Annotated in this window: 17 protein-coding genes and 2 tRNA genes; 8 read left to right on the top strand and 11 right to left on the bottom strand. The window is 71.2% G+C overall.

Annotation, left to right across the window (positions count from 1 at the left end):
* Positions 1 to 126: 126 nt before the first annotated feature.
* The 7 genes from ACOOE8_RS02445 to ACOOE8_RS02415 form a co-directional block, all read right to left on the bottom strand.
* A tRNA-Arg gene (locus ACOOE8_RS02445) sits at positions 127 to 203 on the bottom strand.
* Positions 204 to 394: 191 nt separating this feature from the next.
* Entirely contained in the window at positions 395 to 664 is a 270-nt protein-coding gene (locus tag ACOOE8_RS02440) for an ETC complex I subunit (RefSeq protein ID WP_420393296.1), read from the bottom strand.
* A 79-nt stretch (positions 665 to 743) separates the two neighbouring features.
* Positions 744 to 820, bottom strand: a tRNA-Pro gene (locus tag ACOOE8_RS02435).
* A 36-nt stretch (positions 821 to 856) separates the two neighbouring features.
* A complete protein-coding gene (locus ACOOE8_RS02430) occupies positions 857 to 1,267 on the bottom strand; it encodes a DUF192 domain-containing protein (RefSeq protein WP_420393295.1) in 411 nt (136 codons plus the stop codon).
* Between the two features lie 422 nt (positions 1,268 to 1,689).
* The gene (locus ACOOE8_RS02425) at positions 1,690 to 2,415 is read right to left on the bottom strand and encodes a cold-shock protein (RefSeq protein ID WP_420393294.1); all 726 of its coding nucleotides are present in this window, start codon (positions 2,413 to 2,415) and stop codon (positions 1,690 to 1,692) included.
* Positions 2,416 to 2,421: 6 nt separating this feature from the next.
* Complete coding sequence (locus ACOOE8_RS02420) at positions 2,422 to 3,198, bottom strand: SIR2 family NAD-dependent protein deacylase (protein ID WP_420393293.1); 777 nt, start codon at positions 3,196 to 3,198, stop codon at positions 2,422 to 2,424.
* 103 nt (positions 3,199 to 3,301) lie between these two features.
* Positions 3,302 to 4,801, bottom strand: coding sequence for a YifB family Mg chelatase-like AAA ATPase (locus ACOOE8_RS02415; protein WP_420394605.1), 1,500 nt, complete (start codon positions 4,799 to 4,801; stop codon positions 3,302 to 3,304).
* Positions 4,802 to 5,148: 347 nt separating this feature from the next.
* Here ACOOE8_RS02415 and ACOOE8_RS02410 point away from each other — a divergent pair, with 347 nt between their 5' ends.
* The 3 genes from ACOOE8_RS02410 to ACOOE8_RS02400 are packed head-to-tail and all read left to right on the top strand — an operon-like array spanning position 5,149 to position 7,668.
* Positions 5,149 to 6,009 carry a GNAT family N-acetyltransferase gene (locus ACOOE8_RS02410; protein ID WP_420394604.1) on the top strand — a complete coding sequence of 287 codons (861 nt, stop codon included), beginning with the start codon at positions 5,149 to 5,151 and terminating at the stop codon, positions 6,007 to 6,009.
* A gap of 40 nt (positions 6,010 to 6,049) precedes the next feature.
* A complete protein-coding gene (locus tag ACOOE8_RS02405) occupies positions 6,050 to 7,000 on the top strand; it encodes an NAD(P)/FAD-dependent oxidoreductase (protein WP_420393292.1) in 951 nt (316 codons plus the stop codon).
* Positions 7,000 to 7,668, top strand: a complete 669-nt coding sequence (locus ACOOE8_RS02400; protein WP_420393291.1) for a hypothetical protein — start codon at positions 7,000 to 7,002, stop codon at positions 7,666 to 7,668. Before ACOOE8_RS02405 ends, ACOOE8_RS02400 begins: the two co-directional genes overlap by 1 nt.
* Positions 7,669 to 7,672: 4 nt before the next feature.
* Here the strand turns inward: ACOOE8_RS02400 and ACOOE8_RS02395 are convergent, their stop codons facing one another.
* Positions 7,673 to 8,467, bottom strand: coding sequence for a TerC family protein (locus tag ACOOE8_RS02395; RefSeq protein ID WP_420393290.1), 795 nt, complete (start codon positions 8,465 to 8,467; stop codon positions 7,673 to 7,675).
* Positions 8,468 to 8,579: 112 nt separating this feature from the next.
* Positions 8,580 to 8,714 carry a hypothetical protein gene (locus ACOOE8_RS02390; RefSeq protein ID WP_420393289.1) on the bottom strand — a complete coding sequence of 45 codons (135 nt, stop codon included), beginning with the start codon at positions 8,712 to 8,714 and terminating at the stop codon, positions 8,580 to 8,582.
* On the opposite strand from ACOOE8_RS02390, the gene ACOOE8_RS02385 reads away from it, so the two are divergent.
* Positions 8,707 to 10,320, top strand: a complete 1,614-nt coding sequence (locus ACOOE8_RS02385) for a peptide chain release factor 3 (RefSeq protein ID WP_420393288.1) — start codon at positions 8,707 to 8,709, stop codon at positions 10,318 to 10,320. The genes ACOOE8_RS02390 and ACOOE8_RS02385 overlap by 8 nt on opposite strands.
* 37 nt (positions 10,321 to 10,357) lie before the next feature.
* Here ACOOE8_RS02385 and ACOOE8_RS02380 read toward each other — a convergent pair whose 3' ends face one another.
* Both ACOOE8_RS02380 and ACOOE8_RS02375 read right to left on the bottom strand, forming a co-directional pair.
* The gene (locus ACOOE8_RS02380; RefSeq protein WP_420393287.1) at positions 10,358 to 11,329 is read right to left on the bottom strand and encodes a P1 family peptidase; all 972 of its coding nucleotides are present in this window, start codon (positions 11,327 to 11,329) and stop codon (positions 10,358 to 10,360) included.
* Positions 11,326 to 12,492, bottom strand: a complete 1,167-nt coding sequence (locus ACOOE8_RS02375; protein ID WP_420393286.1) for a hypothetical protein — start codon at positions 12,490 to 12,492, stop codon at positions 11,326 to 11,328. The genes ACOOE8_RS02380 and ACOOE8_RS02375 overlap by 4 nt, the downstream gene beginning before the upstream one ends.
* A gap of 143 nt (positions 12,493 to 12,635) precedes the next feature.
* Here ACOOE8_RS02375 and glmU point away from each other — a divergent pair, with 143 nt between their 5' ends.
* From glmU to ACOOE8_RS02355, 4 genes are all read left to right on the top strand, one after another.
* Positions 12,636 to 13,961 (top strand): bifunctional UDP-N-acetylglucosamine diphosphorylase/glucosamine-1-phosphate N-acetyltransferase GlmU, encoded by a 1,326-nt coding sequence (gene glmU, locus ACOOE8_RS02370; RefSeq protein WP_420393285.1) that lies wholly within the window; start codon positions 12,636 to 12,638, stop codon positions 13,959 to 13,961.
* Positions 13,962 to 14,012: 51 nt separating this feature from the next.
* The gene (locus tag ACOOE8_RS02365) at positions 14,013 to 14,474 is read left to right on the top strand and encodes a hypothetical protein (RefSeq protein ID WP_420393284.1); all 462 of its coding nucleotides are present in this window, start codon (positions 14,013 to 14,015) and stop codon (positions 14,472 to 14,474) included.
* Positions 14,475 to 14,648: 174 nt separating this feature from the next.
* Positions 14,649 to 16,475, top strand: coding sequence for a glutamine--fructose-6-phosphate transaminase (isomerizing) (gene glmS / locus ACOOE8_RS02360; RefSeq protein WP_420393283.1), 1,827 nt, complete (start codon positions 14,649 to 14,651; stop codon positions 16,473 to 16,475).
* Positions 16,476 to 16,577: 102 nt separating this feature from the next.
* Positions 16,578 to 17,414, top strand: coding sequence for a DUF502 domain-containing protein (locus ACOOE8_RS02355; protein ID WP_420393282.1), 837 nt, complete (start codon positions 16,578 to 16,580; stop codon positions 17,412 to 17,414).
* Positions 17,415 to 17,425: the final 11 nt, after the last annotated feature.

Here is a 17,425-nt window from a genome sequence, read left to right as displayed (position 1 = left end):
CCGGCGTCGCTGGCTAAGGGAACACGGAGCCTCGTGGGCGCTGGCGGCAACGCTGATCGTCTGGTGAAAATGTGATGGACGAAAGCCGAACGGTGGGGTCTGAGCGCCGGCAACCTCTCGACATCCTGGCGACCCCGGCAGGACTCGAACCTGCGACCCACGGATTAGAAGTCCGTTGCTCTATCCAGCTGAGCTACGGGGCCAGCGCACCTTGCGACGCTGGCCTGTCCGTGCCGTCGAGGCAAGCCCCCAAGCGGAGCCCCGACACCCGCTCCGTCACGCATCGCGGCGAGCTCGTTTCGCCCGGTCGCAAACGCCACGGGAACGCTGCGTTAGGCAGGCGATCCACCGGCTAAGGCGGGTCGGCTGACGCGTGTCTCGCAGCGCAGTCCGGTCAGTGCGTCCAGGGGGCAGCACGGTCGGCGCGAAAGTTGTCCGCGTAGGCGATCTTCTTCACCTCGGCGGTCTTCTCGTCCTCAACCCGGTACTCAAGGCCGCATCGCTCGGCGTAGGCGACCGCGTCCTCGCGCGTGGGGAAGTCCATGCGCACCTGGCGCCTCGTGTCGTTGCTCGCGGTCCATCCCATCAGCGGCTCGACCTGCGGCGGGGCGAGCCCCTCGAACTCCAAGCGCCAAGCCCGCGTCTTGCGCGTGCCCGACTGCATGGCGGTCCTCGCCGGCTTGAAGATCCGTGCTCGCATCGAGCTCCCCTGACGCGCGGGCCCATGACAGATGGTGGGCGGATGGTCGGGGCAGCAAGATTCGAACTTACGACCCCCGGTTCCCAAAACCGGTGCTCTACCAGGCTGAGCTATGCCCCGCTCCGCACACCTTCCTACAGGCTCGGCACGTGCGCATCAACGCGGTCGCTCGTCCTCGACGCGGCGGTGCACCAGCCGATCCCCCGGCGCGAGGCCGATGGCGTCGGCGACCCCGGCGTTGACCTCGAGGACGAAGCGCGCGGGCCCGTTCGACGGGACAGCTTCCAGGGAGAACGGGGTCGTGGCCCGGGCGATGGACACCACCGTCCCGTCCGAACGGGCGTAGATGATGTCGAGCGGCAGGATCGTGTTCTTCATCCAGAAGGAGCGCTCGCCTTCGCGACCGAAGTCGAACAGCATGCCAGCGTCCGGTGCCATCTCCTCGCGGAACATGAGCCCGCGCTGGCGCTCGATGGGGTCGTCCGCGAGCTCAACCTTGAAGGTGTGGTCGCCCGTCACGGTCCTTGCGATCAGCCGGTCCGGCGGAAGGTCGGCGCCGTCCACCATGCCAGCGTCGGGCGCCGGAGATGGCGTTCCAGGCTCGGCGGTCCGCAGCGGAGCGTCGGCGCCAGGGTCGGCCACCTGAAGGGGAGGGGCGTCGAGCCTGCGTCCCTGCGTCGAAGCGTCAGGCCACGCTCGGTCTGCAGGACGCGACGAGCTTAGCACGCGGTGACCGTGCGTGTGTGCTGCGCTCGCGGACCGCAACGTCGCCAACCGAAGGCGTCGGAGCTCCGTCGGCGCGCCCAGCGCGGCCATGCGATGGACGCCGGTCGACGGGAGCACACCGGCCGCTGCACGTGCGCCGCTCGCCGAGGCGTCGACGACACCGGCGAGCCCGGCCATCGTCAGGACCGTGCTTACGAGCGCAGCGACCATGTTGCGGCTCGCAAGGACGGCTGTCCGCGACGGGTGCCGCGGCGCGGCCACGGTCAGTGCGAGGCAGGCAGGTTGACCCCGGTTTCCGGAAGGATCTCGGCAGCCATCAGTCCCTTCGGCCCGGTCCCGAACCGAACCCTGACGACTTGGTTCGGCCTGAGCTCGGTCACGCCGAACCGCCGTAGTGTCTCCATGTGGACGAAGATGTCAGGCGTGCCGTCGCCACGGGTCAGGAAGCCGTACCCCTTGGACCGGTTGAACCACTTGACGCGCGCGGTCTCGGCCGGTCCCTCGGGGGTCACCTGAACGTTGGTGCGGGAGGGCGGGAGCTGCGAAGGGTGCGTCGCCTGCGACTCGTCCATCGACAGGATGCGGAACGCCTGCCGTCCCTTGGCTCCAGAGATCACCTCGCAGACGAGGCGCGCACCCTCATAGGCGCTCTGGTAACCGTCGCGGCGCAGGCAGGTGACGTGCAGCAACACGTCCGCTCCGCCGTCCTCGGGAACGATGAAGCCGTAGCCCTTGCCGACGTCGAACCACTTGATGCTGCCTGATACCTCGGCGAGGTCCTTGAACCCGTCGAAGTGGGCCTCACCGCGGTCGTCGTTGGAATATTCGTCGAGGTACCGCACCGCTTTGCTGTCGCTCACCACACTACCCGCCACTGACCCGCCTTCGCCGCCGAGCGGCACATTCATGAACTGCACGTTACCATCCCAGGAAAAATCGTGCGACCGGTCCCTGTCCCGTTGTTCGACCGTGTTGCCGTGGAGACACACGACCGGCTAAACCAGGGACGCCTCCGCAAGCGGCCGGAACGTCTCCGCCAGCGGGGTCCGCAGCACGAGGTCGGCGATCCCGTCCTGATCCGTCGGCTGGTTGTTGGCGATGACGAGCTGCGCGCCGGCCTCCTTGGCCATGATCGGCAGCGCCGCAGCCGGGTAGACCACGAGCGACGTGCCCATCGCCACGAACAGGTCCGCCTGCACCGCCTCCGTCATCGCGCGCTCCATGTCCTCCTGCGGCATCGCCTGGCCGAACGAGACGATCGCCGCCTTCACCAAGCCACCGCATCGCGTGCAGCGGGGCGACGCCCCTGTCTTCGCAATCGTGCCTTGCGCATGGCTGATTTCGTGTCGTTCCCCGCAGTCGAGGCAGCGGGCGTGGTCGTTCGTCCCGTGCAGCTCAACGAGCATGTCGCGTGGGACCCCGGAGCGCGCGTGGAGCCCATCGATGTTCTGGGTGACGACAAGGCAGACAGGGCCGTGTCGCGCGAGGTTCGCCACTGCGAGGTGCGCCGCGTTGGGCTCGGCCTCGGCGAACAGGCGCGCCATGTCGAAGCGGCGCCGCCAGTCCTCCAGGCGTGCCTCCTCCGACGACAGGAAGTCGTCGTAGTAGATGGGCTGCATGCGCGACCACAATCCTCCCGGGGACCGGAAGTCTGGGATGCCCGACTCGGTGGAGATGCCCGCGCCGGTGAACACGACGGCACGCGTCGCGCCGGCGAACGCCTCGGCGAGCGCCGTCCGGGCGGCGGCGAGCTTGGTGATGGGACCGTTCATCGGAAGAAGGTGCCGGCTCTCCCAGTGTCGTGGCAAGGGCTCGGCAGCGGTGGGGCGCCGGACGAACAGGATGCGTGGCCGAGCGCACCCGCCCAGGGTCCGATCACAGGGTGCGCCTGTAGGCGAGGGCCTCGGCCACGTGGGTGCGGCGGACGGTGGCGCAGGCGGCGAGGTCGGCGATGGTGCGGGCCACCTTGAGGGTCCGGTGATAGGCGCGCGCGGAGTAGCGCCGCTCGGTGGCGGCCTTGTCGATGAGCGCGAGCGCGTCGTCCTCGGCGCACAGCGTTGCATCAAGGAGGTCGGCGCCGCACTCCGCGTTGACCAGCGCGCCCCGGCCGGAGAGGCGGGCGGTTTGCCGCTCCCGCGCGCCGACGACCCGTGCCGCGATCGCCGCGGACGGCTCGCCGGAGGGCGCGCGCAGGTCGGCGGGCGACACGGCGTCGACGCGGATCGTCAGGTCGATGCGGTCGATGAGCGGGCCGGAGATGCGTGCCTGGTAGTCGTCCGCGCACGCCTTGCCGCGCTTGCAGGTGTGCCCCGGCTCGTCCGCCTTGCCGCAGCGGCACGGGTTCATCGCCGCGATCAGCTGGAAGCGCGCCGGGTAGGTGACGCGCGAGTTGGCTCGAGCGATCATCGCGCGCCGCGTCTCGAGGGGCTCGCGCAGGGCATCGAGCACGGTGGGGGCGAACTCGGGCAGCTCGTCGAGGAACAGGACTCCGCCATGGCACAGCGAAACCTCGCCGGGCCGTCCACGCGGGCCGCCACCGATGAGCGCAGCCATGGACGCCGAATGGTGCGGCGCGCGGTAGGGGGCCGACGCCTCGAGCCGCCCATCGGCGAGGTCGCCGGCGACGGAGCGGATCATCGCGCTTTCCAGGAGCGTTGCCGGCTCGAGCGGCGGCAGGATCGAGGGCAGCCGCTCGGCCAGCATCGACTTGCCCGATCCGGGCGGCCCGATCATCAGGAGGTTGTGCCCACCCGCAGCGGCGATCTCCAGCGCGCGCTTGGCGCTTTCCTGACCCTTCACCTGCGAAAGGTCCGTCGCGAGGCGGCGGTCCTGGCGCATGCGAGGCTCGGGGCGCGACAGGAGCTGGTGCCCGGCGAAGTGGTTGACCAAGGCGACAAGGCTCGCTGGGGCGAGGATCGGCATGTCGCTCGAGGCCCACGCCGCTTCGCTGCCGTCCGCCGCCGGGCAGATGAGCCCCTTGCCAAGCGCGTTCGCGCCCACCGCCGCTGGCAGCACGCCGGCCACGCCGACGATGCGCCCGTCGAGGCCGAGCTCGCCGAGGACGACGCTCTCCTCCAGCGCCTCGGGGGGCACGATCCCGAGCGCCGCCATCAGGCCGAGGGCGATGGGCAGGTCGTAGTGGCTGCCCGCCTTCGGCAGGTCCGCCGGTGCAAGGTTCACCGTGATACGGCGTGGCGGCAGCGACAGGCCCGACGCGGTGAGCGCGGCACGGACCCGCTCGCGGCTCTCGGCCACCGCCTTGTCGCCGAGCCCGACGACCATGAACCCCACCGCGCCGGCCGCGATCTGCACCTCGACGTCCACGGGGACGGCGTCGATCCCGCGAAAGGCGATGGTGGTCACTCGGCTTTGCAAGGCCGCCTCTTCCGCCTCGGCGAGGCTCCGCACGGATGGCAACCTCGGGTAGCATCAAGCCGACGTTCCTGCAACCGCTCACGGGACCGGTCCGGTGCGTCGCGAAAGTTGCGTATCGCCCCGCTGGGCCATAGGTTCGGCCCCGCGCCGCGCACGTCGGCGCCGCGGGAAGGACGCATCGCCACGATGAACGCCATCGGCCAGCCCTTGGGACGGGATGACCTGACGTGATCGTGGACCTCAGGAGGCGCCGCCGCAGGCGCACGGTGGCAACGCTGCGATCCCTGTCCTCGCCGGTGGTCCGTCGCTTCGTTCCCGACCGAACCGTGCCCTTCGCGCCGACGACGGTGGTGCGACCGCGCCTGCCCGGTCGCAGGATCGCTACGCTCGACCGCACGACGCCGACCATCGGCCAGCTGGGCACGCTCGAGGTCCGCCTGGCGCGCACGACCGGGGAGGTGCGACGGGCGCAGCAGCTTCGCTACAAGGTGTTCTACGAGGAGATGGCCGCCCAGGCCGACCCCTTCACCATGGCGACGCGGCGCGACCGAGACCACTTCGACGGGCTGTGCGATCACCTCCTCGTGTTCGACCACAACGTGGCCGCCCGCAGGTTCCGCCGGCCGCGCCCGCAGATCGTCGCCACGTACCGCCTGCTGCGTCAGGAGATCGCCGACCACAACGGCGGCTACTACGCGAGCTCCGAGTTCGAGGTCGATGCGCTCGTCGCCCGGCACCCGACGCTGAACTTCCTCGAGCTCGGCCGCTCCTGCGTGCTCAAGCCCTACCGGGACAAGCGCACCGTGGAGCTCCTATGGCACGGGGCGTGGTCCTACGTGCTGCGGCACAACATCGACGTCATGTTCGGCTGCGCATCGCTCGCTGGCACGGATCCCGATGCGCTCGCGGTCGCGCTCTCCTACCTGCACCACCAGCACCTCGCGCCGCCGGAATGGCGGGTCCGCGCCCTCTCCTCGCGCTACGTGGAGATGAACCGGCTGCCGGCGAGCGAGATCGACGTGAAGACGGCGTTGAGGGCCCTGCCGCCGCTCATCAAGGGCTACCTCCGGCTCGGCGCGTACATCGCCGAAGGCGCGGTGATCGACCGCCAGTTCAGGACCACGGACGTGCTCATCATCCTGCCGGTGTCCGGCATCTCGCATCGCTACATCAACTACTACGGCGCCAACGCCACGCGGCACGCGTGACGCGACGCCGGCGGTTCCGTCGGGCGATCGCGAGCTGTCCATGACCGTCGCCGTGATCGGTGCCGGCGTCGCCGGGGCGGCGGCGGCTCGGCGACTGCGGGCCAGCGGCCTCGGCGTCGTGGTGTTCGACAAGGGTCGCGGCCCTGGCGGGCGGACCGCCACGCGCCGACGCGACGACCTCGCCTTCGATCACGGCGCGCCGTGGGCGGCGGACCCGAGCGGCCCGCGGCCGCATGTGCCCTTCACCGCGATGCTCAACGAGGCGGTCCACACTGGGACCGCGGTGCGTTGGCAAGGTCCGGAAGGTCCCACGACCGTCGGCCTGCCGGGGATGAGCGCGCTCGTGCGCGGCATGCTCGCGGAGGTGGACGTGCGCTGCGGCGTCGAGGTCGACGCCGTCGAGCGCGAACCCGAAGGCTGGCGGCTCGGCGCCGTGCGCGGCGAGGGCGCTGGCGGCTTCTCCGCCGTGCTCGTCACGGTCCCCGCGCCGCAGTGCGCCACCCTCCTCCAGGGCGCGCACCCGGGCCTTGCAGCCGTCGCCCGCGACGCTCGCATGGACCCCACGTGGACGCTCATGCTCGCGGCGGAGGGCGTGGCCGACGCGATGGTCGGCGTCGGCTCGGACGCGCTCGGCGGCGAGGGCATCGCGACCCTGGTCAACAACGGTGCAAAGCCCGGCAGGGACGCCCGCACGCTCGTCGCCCACGCCACGCCGGAGTGGACGCGTTCGCGCCTGGAGGACGAGCCGGAGCGCGTGTGCGACGACCTCGCCGCGGTCGTGCGGCGACGCCTCGCCCTGCCGCAACCCGTCCGCGCTACGGCGCACCGTTGGCGCTACGCGCGCGTGGCGGCAGCTGCGAAGGAGGGGCCGTCGTTCGACCCGGAGACCGGCCTCGGGATCGCCGGGGACTGGACCGTCGGTCCGACGCTCGCGGATGCACACGCGGGCGGGATCGCCCTCGCGGACGCCGTCCTCGCCGCTCGCGGCTGATGGCGACCCTCGTCACCGTCCTCAGGAGCGGCGGTCGCTACGACGCGCGGTGGGTCGAGCGGCTCGCCGGCGGGGCACGGCGGCACGTCCCTGGCCTCGCGCGCGTCGTCTGCCTCACCGACCTGGCGCTCGACGTCGAGGGCTGCGAGGCGGTCCCGCTGACGCACGGCTGGCCGGCATGGTGGTCCAAGTTCGAGGCGTTCCGGCCGGGGGTGTTCGACGGGACGGTGGCGCTCGTCGACCTCGATACGGTGTTCGCCGGAGATGCCGCGGCGCTCGTCGCGTCCCCGAGCCTGTGCGTCATGGAGGACTACTTCCACAAGGGCCGCGTCTCCAGCGCGCTCATGCGCTTTGCGGCGGACACGCTGGTCGAGCTCTACGACGCGTTCGCCGCCGACCCTGTGCGTTGGATGGCCCCCGGCTCCTGCGGCCCCGTGCCGAACGCGGTGCACGGCGACCAGGTTGTGATGGATCACCTCCTGCGCACCGCCGGCCGGCCCCCGGCGTTCTTCCAGCACGAACACCCCGGCCTCATCGACTTCTACGCGCCACACAAGACCGGCTACGGTCCCGTCATCGTCTTCATCGGCGACGCGAAGCCGGACCGCGCGGGCGAGCCCATCGCCTCGCTGTGGCGGGGTCCGGCCGACCCGCCGGTGCGGGGTTGAGCTCCTACGGGTCGTAGGCGGGCGCGGCCTTCGCACGCCTCGGGTTGCGGCGCCGCGAGAGCATGTTGAGCGCCTCGACGAATGCCGCGAAGGCCATCGCGGCATAGATGTAGCCCTTCGGCACGTGGCTGCCGAACCCGTCGGCGATGAGCACCATGCCGATCATGAGGAGGAAGGCGAGGGCCAACATCACGACGGTCGGGTTCTTCTGGACGAAGCGCGCAACCGGCCCAGCCGCCAACGCCATCACGGCGACGGCGATGACCACCGCCGCGATCATCACGGGCAGCAGGTCGGTCATCCCGATCGCGGTGAGGATCGAGTCCAGCGAGAACACGACGTCGAGCGCGATGATCTGGGCGATGACCGTCGCGAAGCTTGCCGTCGCCGCCTGGCTGCCGGTGAGGTGATGCTCGCCAGGGCTCATCTTGTCGTGGATCTCAGTCGCAGCCTTCCAAACCAGGAACACGCCGCCGACGATCAGGATGATGTCGCGCCAAGAGAACGCCGTCTCAAAGGTCGGGTCGCCGTGCTCGTTCAAGGGTCCGGTGATCCCAAGATCGAGGACGGGTGCGGTGAGGCCGATGATGAACGCGAGCACCGACAGAAGCGCCAAGCGCAGGACGAGGGCGAGCCCGATCCCGATGTTGCGCGCGAGCGGCTGCTGCTCCGCCGGCAGACGCTGCGTCACGATGGAGATGAAGATCAGGTTGTCGATCCCGAGCACGATCTCCATCGTCACCAACGCGGCGAACGCGGCCCAGACCTCGGGTTGGGTAAGAAGTTCCAATTCGACCATCCTCGCGAGCCATCTTGCAAACGCTTAGCGGTCCCGCTCGCGTTCCCTCGTGCCGCAGCGCCCGCTCGCCTGCGCCATCCGTCGGGTCGGGTCCGTCCTCGCACCAGCCCGTTCAGCGGCGAAGTTGCAACGTGGGCTCCTTCATCGCATCGACCTCGAACGTCGTCGAGGCAAAGGTTGTCGCCCGGCGGCCGAGCACGCCCTTCTCAACGTCGTGGCCGACGGCTACATCGCGCAGCATGAACACACTCGCCCCCAGCCTGTCGGCCGAGGCCTCGCTGAAGCCTCAGATCGCCCGGCGGCGCACCTTCGCGATCATCTCCCACCCGGACGCCGGCAAGACCACGCTGACCGAGAAGCTCCTGCTGTTCGGCGGCGCGATCCACCTCGCCGGCGAGGTGGCAGCGCGCGGCGAGCGGCGCCGCACGCGCTCGGACTGGATGGAGATCGAGAAGAAGCGCGGCATCTCGGTGTCCTCGTCGGTCATGATGTTCGAGCGCGACGGCATCGTGTTCAACCTCCTCGACACGCCGGGACACGAGGACTTCTCCGAGGACACCTACCGCACGCTGACCGCGGTCGATTCGGCCGTCATGGTCGTCGACGCGGCGAAGGGCATCGAGGCGCAGACGCTCAAGCTCTTCGAGGTGTGCCGCCTGCGCGACATCCCGATCATGACGTTCATCAACAAGGTCGACCGCGAGGGCCGCGACCCCTTCGAGCTGATGGACGAGATCGCCGACAAGCTGGCGCTGGAGCTGTCGCCGGTGACGTGGCCCGTCGGGATGGGCGGCCAGTTCCACGGCTGCTTCAACCTCACCACCAACGACTTCCACCGCGTGAAGGATGGCGGGGGCACGGGCTACGGCGGCAGCACGACGCTGTCGGGGGTCGACGACCCGGCCCTCGATGCCGCCGTCGACGGGACCGTGCTCGAGGCGTTCCGCGAGCAGGCTGAGCTCGCCGCGGGCGTGCTGCCGCCGGTGGACATGGAGGCGTACCGCGAAGGGCACCTGTCGCCGGTCTTCTTCGGCTCGGCGCTGCGCGACTTCTGCGTCACCGACCTCCTCGACGGCCTCGCGGCCTGGGCCCCGCCGCCCCGGCCGCAGCCCGCGGGGGAGGCGCGCGTCGACCCCAACCTCGACGACGTGTCGGCGATGATCTTCAAGGTCCAGGCCAACATGGACCCCAACCATCGCGACCGCATCGCCTTCGCGCGGATCTGCTCGGGCCGCTTCTCACGCGGAATGAAGCTCAACCAGGCCGGTTCCGGCAAGGCGCTCGCCGTCACCGCGCCGATCTTCTTCCTCGCCGAGGAGCGCGAGCTCGCCGAGGAGGCCTGGGCGGGCGACATCATCGGCATCCCGAACCACGGCACCCTGCGCGTCGGCGACACCTTGTCGGAGCGCGGTGACATCCGCTTCACCGGCCTGCCGCGCTTCGCCCCGGAGATCCTGCGCCGCGTGCGCCTCGGCGACCCGATGAAGACCAAGCAGATGCGTCGCGCGCTGCAGGACCTGTCGGAGGAGGGGCTGGCGCAGGTGTTCCGCACGCACCTCGGTGGCGACCACATCATCGGCGTCGTCGGCGCGCTGCAGCTCGACGTGATGGCGGCGCGGGTCGCGGCCGAGTACAAGGTCGCCATCGAGTTCGAGCCCGCGCCGTACTCCACCGCGCGGTGGCTCGCCGGCGACCCCAAGGTCGTGAAGGCGTTCGTCGATGCCAACCGCTCGACCCTTGCCGACGACGTGGACGGCGATCCGGTCTACCTGGCGCGCAACGCCTGGGAGCTCAACTACGTGCGCGAGCGCAACCCCGACGTCGCCTTCGTCGAGGTCAAGGAGATGCGTTGACCGTTCCTTGGCGGTTCACACCGCCGCTACATCGCGTTCACGGGACGTCGGCGTAGCGTTCCGACCAGGTCGGAACGCGGTCCTTGGGGTGCGGCGTCGCCCGGAAGACGGCCCGGGCGATGGCGCGCGCGAGGCAGGCGCTCGCGGCCGCGTGCAGCCCGATGATCGAGGCCACGCCGTCCGGCGCGGTTCCGAGCCCGGTGCTTGCGGCGAACACCGTGTCACCGTCGAGGAGGGTGTGCGCGGGCCACACCGCGAGGGCGATCCCGTCGTGCGCCACGGAGGCGAGCCGCGTCGCCTCGCCGCGGGTCAGCTCAGCGTCCGTCGCCACCACGGCGATCACCGTGCTGGCGCCGATCGTCGCGCCGAGCTTGGTGCGGACGCTGCGAAGGTCGGCGGACGGCGGCGCGTCGAGGCCGCCGAACTCGTCGTCGACCTCGAAGGGACGGGCGCGAAACCACGGGCCGTTCGACGCCGTCACCGCACCGACGGCGTTCACCACCACCGCCGCGCCGACGCACCAAGGACCGACACGGGCGGAGGCGGAGCCGAAGCCGCCCTTGAGGTCCGCCGTCGTCGCGTTGGTGCCTGCGCCGACGGTCCCCTCACGGCGATCGGCGGCGCCGAACGCGGCCGCGACGCTCGCCGCGCCGAGCGCACGGTGGTCCGCCGGCGGGCCCGAGAGGTCGAACACAATCGCCCCAGGGACGATGGGGACCCTGTGAGGCCCCACGGCGAAACCGCGGCCGCGCTCGGCGAGGGCGCGCTGCGCGCCGTCGGCTGCAGCGAGCCCGAAGGCCGAGCCGCCCGACAGGCAGATCGCGTCGACCGGGGGGCCGAGGGCGCCGGGGTCGAGGAGGTCCGTCTCCCGCGTGCCCGGCGCGCCGCCGCGCACCGCGACGCCCGCGACCGCCGGTCCATCGAAGATAACCGTCGTCGTGCCCGTGCGTGCATCCTCATCCGTCGCGTGCCCGAGCAGGACGCCCGGCACGTCGAGGATGTGGCTCACGGGGTCGCAGTGACGGTCACGTTGAGCAGCGCCGGAAGGCTGCGCGGCTGCATCACCGCCCCGCCGAAGAGTTGCGCCACGGAGACCTCGGACGGCGGCGCGGCGCTCAGCGTGAGCGTGCCCGGATCCGCGAGGAAGGCGGACAGGGCGCTCGCGACCTCCTCGGTGAAGGCGGGGTCGCCGACGACCGCGAGGGCGGAGCGCAGCGCCTGCACGGTCCCCGCGATCACCTCCTGACCATCGACGCCGCGCTGCACCGCCGCCCGGTCGATGAGGCGCTGGGCGAGCCCATCGTCGTCGTAGCGCACGGTGAGCGCCGAGACGCTGACGGTCTGCAGCAGCGACAGCAGGCGGCCGACGTCGCCCCCGCCATCTGACAGCGCGGTGATGGTCGCCGCCGTCACGCCGTCCATGGTGGCCTCCAACGTGACCGCGCCGAGCCCGTCGGCCGACAGCGTCAGGTCGCGGATCGCTGCGGCGCCGCCCGCGCGGTCCCACCGCCCGTCGAGGAGCGCGTCGATGGTCATCCGCTCGTAGCCGACGTCCCGCAGGAACTGCGTCGCCGCGCCCTGCAGGAAGGCGACGTCGAACTCGACGCCCTCGAGCGCGATGCGCCCGCTCGTCACCTCGCCCCCATCGGCCGGCGCGCTCGCCACCTCGACATGCTGGACGGACACCGGCCCGCCGACGGGCGGCCGCGCGACGAGGCCGTCGACCTCGACCCGTTCGAACCCGCCGAGCACGGTGGCGAGCCACGAGCCGTCCCCCTCGCGCAGGGGCAGCCGTGCGTTCGTCACCGTGATCAGCGTGGCCGTGGAATCGGCCTCCTGGCCGCCGCGGTTGGTGATGCGCACGTCGCCGTAAGCGATGCGGTCGGCGATCAGCCGATTGTCGGCGTCGATCACTCCGCCGTTGATCTCCACCGTGCCGATGGTGAGGCGCTCGGCACGGTCCTCGGAGGTGGCGCTCACGCCGGTGAGCACCGTCGCACCGTCCTGACGTGCGACGTCGGTGGCGGCAACGTCCATGTAGCCGCCGGACTGCACGACCGCCAGGAACCCGTCGGCGACGGCGTTGCCGGTGGCCTCGAACGCGCCGGCCCGCGGCACCGTGCCGACGGCGGCCGCGACGACGAGCGTGAGGACGAGTGTGGCGCGGCGCATGTGGACCTCGTGCAAGCTGGCTGGGCGAGGCGTACCGGATCGGCCGAACGCGTTCAAATGACCCTTCCGTCAGGCGGCGTGCGCACGCTAAAGCGTTGGCAGCGCGCCGCCAGCGGCGCGTGGTCGCTGCGGGGGAGGTTGGCTTGGAGGCACGAACGCTCGCGGTGGTGCTCGCGGCCGGCAAGGGCACCCGTATGCGCTCAGCGCGTCCCAAGGTGCTGCACGAGGTCGGCGGCCTGTCGATGATCGGCCACGCCCTGCGCACCGCCGTACGTTCCGGCGTCGAGCGGACGGCACTCGTCGTTGCACCGGACGCGACCTGGGCGGACCGGCTGGGTGGCGATGCCGTGACGCTGCACGTGCAGGCCGAGCAGCGCGGCACGGCCCATGCGGTGCTCGCGGCGCGCGAGGCGTTCGCGGACACGATGGACGCCGTGGTCGTCCTGTTCGCCGACACCCCGCTCGTGCGCCCGGCGACCGTCGACCTCCTGTTGGAGAGGGTGCTCGGCGGGGCCGACATCGCGGTCCTCGCCTTCCGCGCCGAGGACCCGACCGGCTACGGCCGCGTCCTGCTCGACGAGGACGGCCACCTCGCGGCGATCCGCGAAGAGCGCGACGCGGACACGGCCGAGCGCGCCGTCACGCTGTGCAACTCCGGCGTGATGGCGATCCGCGGCGGCGCGCCGACCGAGGCGCTGCAGGCGATCGGCGCGGACAACGCCAAGGGTGAGTTCTACCTCACCGAGCTCGTCGCGATCGGCGCCGAGCGCAGCTTCAACATGGTGGTCGAGGAGGCGCCGTTCGCCGAGGTGATGGGGATCAACGACCGCGGCCAGCTCGCCCTCGCCGAGGCCGAGTTCCAGCGCCGCGCACGGGCCGACGCGCTTGCCCACGCGACCCTCCTCGCCCCCGACACGGTCTACTTCAGCCACGACACCGTGATCAGCGAGGACGCGCTCATCGAGCCCTACGTCGTCCTCGGGCCCGGCGTCGCGGTGGGCGAGGGGGCGACGGTCCGCGCCTTCAGCCACCTTGCCGACACGGTGGTCTCGCCCGGCGCCGTGATCGGCCCGTTCGCGCGTGCCCGCGGCGGCTCGAGCATCGGACCGGATGCCAAGGTCGGCAACTTCGTCGAGCTCAAGAACGCCACCCTCGCCAGCGGCGTGAAGGTGAACCATCTCTCCTACGTGGGTGACGCAGGGGTCGGCGCGGGCGCCAACATCGGCGCGGGCACCATCACCTGCAACTACGACGGGGTGGACAAGCACAGGACGGCGATCGGGGAGGGGGCGTTCATCGGCTCCAACAGCGCCCTCGTCGCGCCGGTGAGCATCGGCAGCCGCGCGTTCGTCGGCTCGGGCTCGGTCATCACCGAGGACGTGCCGGACGGCGCGCTTGCACTCGGGCGGGGCCGGCAGGTCGTGAAGGACGGTCGCTCCCCGGTGAAGGCCAAGACGACGCTGAGTTAGCCGCGGCGCCGGACGACGGTCGTCGCGCCTCAGGAAGGGATGGAGGGTGGCATGAAGGCGATGATCGAGCGGATGCTGCAACGGGTGCTGGGTGCGAAGGCCCACGATCCCGATGTGGCGACGATGAACGCGATGGAGCGATCCGACGCCTTCCATGCCGGCCAACGATCGGGGGCGGGGACACGCTCCGAGCTCGCCGACGCGACGGCGTCGGCGCAGCACTACGCCGACGAGGCGAACCAGCATGGGCGCGTGGACATGAGCTCGCCGCTCGCGGAGGACAACGAGGCTGCCGCGCAGTACGCGCGGGCGGCCAACGAGCACGACGGCTCGTACCTGCGCACCGAGCTCGCGGACGACGACGACGTTGCCGAGGAGGAGGCGACGCTCGCCACCCACCACGAGCCGCCCCGCAGCGAGCTCGCCGACGGCACCGAGACGGCGCGGGACTCGGCAAGGCGCGCCGCCGAGCCGGCGAAGAAGCGCAGCCAGCAGGAGAGCGGCGAACGCTGACCGAAGCACTTGTCCGACCGTCCCCGGTGTAACGCACTGTGACCATCGCACCGTCCACGCTACGCTAATCGGGGGTCGCCACGCCGGCAGCGACGACGGCCGAATCGGGCACACTGGCCGCATGCGCTTCGCATGGCGGCGCGGACGTTGTTGCGTTGGCGGCGGAGGGGGACCATGTGCGGGATCGTCGGGGTGATCGGCACCAGCGAGGCCGCACCCCTCCTCCTCGATGCGCTCAAGCGCCTGGAGTACCGAGGCTACGACTCGGCGGGGATCGCCACCGTGGCACCGGACGGGGCGATGACGCGTCGCCGTGCCGCCGGCAAGCTGCGCAACCTCGAGGCGCAGCTCCAAGGCGGGCCGCTCGCTGGCAGGACCGGCATCGGCCATACCCGCTGGGCGACCCACGGCGCCCCCACCGAGGGCAACGCGCACCCCCACGTCGCCGAGCCCGTGGCGGTCGTCCACAACGGCATCATCGAGAACTTCCGCGCGTTGCGACGACAGCTCGAGGCGGACGGCGCGGTGCTGTCGTCGGAGACCGACACCGAGGCCATCGCGCACCTTGCGGCGCGGCACCTTGCCTCCGGCGCTCCCCTCAAGGAGGCCCTCGTCGCGACGCTGGCTGCGCTCGAGGGCGCCTACGCGCTCGCCTTCGCCTTCGCAGGCCACCCCGGCGTCCTCGCCGCCGCGCGGGTCGGGAGCCCGCTCGCCATAGGGCTCGCCGACGACCTCGTGATGATCGGCTCCGACGCCATCGCGCTGGCGCCGTTCTGCGAGCGGATCATCTACCTCGAGGATGGCGACGTCGCGCTGCTGACGGCGGACGTGATCGACGTGTTCGACAGGTCGGGGGCACCGGTCCACCGGACGGCGACGTCGGTCCCGGTGCAGGTCTCGCTCGCCGAGAAGGGCAACTACCGCCACTTCATGGCCAAGGAGATCCACGAGCAGCCCGAGGTCCTCGCCCGCACGATCAGCCACTACGTGGACGTCGGCGCGGGGACGCTGCGGTCCGGCGCCGTCCCGGTCGACTTTGGCAGGCTCGCACGGCTGTCGATCTCCGCGTGCGGCACCGCGTACTACGCCGGGCTGACCGCGCGGTACTACTTCGAGCGCCTCGCTGGCCTGCCGGTCGACCTCGACGTCGCCTCGGAATACCGCTACCGGGCGCGGCCGTTCCCGGCCGACGAGCTTGCCCTGTTCATCTCCCAGTCCGGCGAGACGGCTGACACCCTGGCCGGACTGCGCGCGGCCAAGGCCGCCGGGCAGCGCATCGCGGCGGTGCTGAACGTCGCCACCTCCACCATGGCCCGCGAGACCGACGTCTTCCTACCGACGCTCGCCGGGCCCGAGATCGGGGTCGCCTCCACCAAGGCGTTCACCTGCCAGCTCGCGACGCTCGCGAGCCTGGCCGTCAAGGCAGGGGCCGATCGTGGAACGCTGTCCGACGCCGAGGCGGCCGAGCACGTGGAGGCGCTCGTCGAGTTGCCGCGGCTCGTCGCCGAGACCTTGGCGCTGGAGGCGCAGGTCGAGCGTGTCGCCCGGCAGGTCGCCTCCGCGCAAAGCGCCCTCTTCCTCGGTCGCGGTCCCGCCTTCGCCATCGCCATGGAGGGGGCGCTGAAGCTGAAGGAGCTCAGCTACATCCATGCCGAGGGGTATCCCGCAGGCGAGCTCAAGCACGGCCCCATCGCCCTCGTCGACGACAGGATGCCGGTGGTGGTCGTGGCGCCGTCGGACGACTTGTTCGCCAAAACGGTCTCCAACATTGAGGAGGTGCACGCGCGCGGCGGCCGCATCATCGCCATCACCGATCGGACCGGGGCCGATGCCATTGCGGAGACGGCGAGCGAGCTCGTCGTGGTGCCGGACGCGCCGCCCCTCGCCAAGCCCATCATCGCGGCCATCCCGTTGCAACTCCTCGCCTATCACAGCGCCATCATCAACGGCACGGACGTCGACCAGCCGCGCAACCTCGCCAAATCGGTCACGGTCGAGTAAGATGGCTGGTCCGCCTGCCGTCTCGCGCCACGGCCGATCACGCTGCGGACTCGGCGTCGGCGCCCGGTGCGAACGACGGCGCGCGGAGGTGGGAGAGCACCCATGGACGAGGAGCGCAGCGAGGGGCGGATCGGGCGCCGGAGAGCGTTCGTCAATCGACTGCGCAACTACCTGTTGACCGGCATCATCGTCGCCGCGCCGCTGACGATCACCGCCTACCTCGTCGCCTCCATCGTCAACTTCGTCGACGGCAAGGTGAAGCCTTGGATCCCGGCCAGGTGGAACCCCGAGAGCTACGTCGACTTCCCGGTGCCCGGCATCGGTGTGCTGGTCGCGGGGGTCGGGCTCATCCTCCTCGGCTTCCTCGCGGCGAACATCTTCGGCCGCACGGTGCTCAAGATCGGCGAATCGATCCTGGCGCGCATGCCGCTCATCCGCACGCTCTACGCCGCGCTGAAGCAGATCTTCGAAACCATGCTGTCGGAGCGCAGCCGCACGTTCCGCACCGCCGGGCTCATCGAGTACCCGCGGAAGGGGCTGTGGGCGCTGGTGTTCATCGCCACCGACGCGAAGGGCGAGATCAGCCACCGATTGAACGACGAGGACGATGCCATCTCCGTCTTCCTGCCGACCACCCCCAACCCGACGTCGGGCTTCCTGTTGTTCGTCCCTCGGCGGGAGGTCCTCGTCCTCGACATGTCGGTGGAGGACGCGGCGAAGCTCGTCATCTCGGCGGGGCTGATCACGCCGCACTGGCGGCCGGGCCGCGCGCGCCCGCCCTCGTGGCCGACGCCGGGGCCGACGGCACGGCTGTCCGGCGACGAGGTCCGCGTGCCGGTCCGCGGCCGGCTGATCGACGAGCCGGCGTCTGAACAGCCCGCGGACGAGGGGTCCCTAGAGGACCACCGGCGTCGCCCGGAGCCAGCCGGGTCGAAGTAGGGTTTGCGCGG

Source organism: Acuticoccus sp. (genome assembly GCF_965213555.1).
Lineage (GTDB): Bacteria > Pseudomonadota > Alphaproteobacteria > Rhizobiales > Amorphaceae > Acuticoccus.
Note: the sequence above shows the minus strand (reverse complement) of the source record. Positions and strands in the feature narration are given on the sequence as shown.

Coding starts and splice junctions, on each gene's coding strand:
- ACOOE8_RS02430 (WP_420393295.1), bottom strand. CDS start 1,267: ATGGTGGACGGCGCCGACCTTCCGCCGGACCGGCTGATCGCAAGGACC.
- ACOOE8_RS02395 (WP_420393290.1), bottom strand. CDS start 8,467: ATGGTCGAATTGGAACTTCTTACCCAACCCGAGGTCTGGGCCGCGTTC.
- ACOOE8_RS02385 (WP_420393288.1), top strand. CDS start 8,707: ATGAACACACTCGCCCCCAGCCTGTCGGCCGAGGCCTCGCTGAAGCCT.
- ACOOE8_RS02405 (WP_420393292.1), top strand. CDS start 6,050: ATGACCGTCGCCGTGATCGGTGCCGGCGTCGCCGGGGCGGCGGCGGCT.
- ACOOE8_RS02375 (WP_420393286.1), bottom strand. CDS start 12,492: ATGCGCCGCGCCACACTCGTCCTCACGCTCGTCGTCGCGGCCGCCGTC.
- ACOOE8_RS02365 (WP_420393284.1), top strand. CDS start 14,013: ATGAAGGCGATGATCGAGCGGATGCTGCAACGGGTGCTGGGTGCGAAG.
- ACOOE8_RS02440 (WP_420393296.1), bottom strand. CDS start 664: ATGCAGTCGGGCACGCGCAAGACGCGGGCTTGGCGCTTGGAGTTCGAG.
- glmS (WP_420393283.1), top strand. CDS start 14,649: ATGTGCGGGATCGTCGGGGTGATCGGCACCAGCGAGGCCGCACCCCTC.
- ACOOE8_RS02355 (WP_420393282.1), top strand. CDS start 16,578: ATGGACGAGGAGCGCAGCGAGGGGCGGATCGGGCGCCGGAGAGCGTTC.
- ACOOE8_RS02420 (WP_420393293.1), bottom strand. CDS start 3,198: ATGAACGGTCCCATCACCAAGCTCGCCGCCGCCCGGACGGCGCTCGCC.
- ACOOE8_RS02400 (WP_420393291.1), top strand. CDS start 7,000: ATGGCGACCCTCGTCACCGTCCTCAGGAGCGGCGGTCGCTACGACGCG.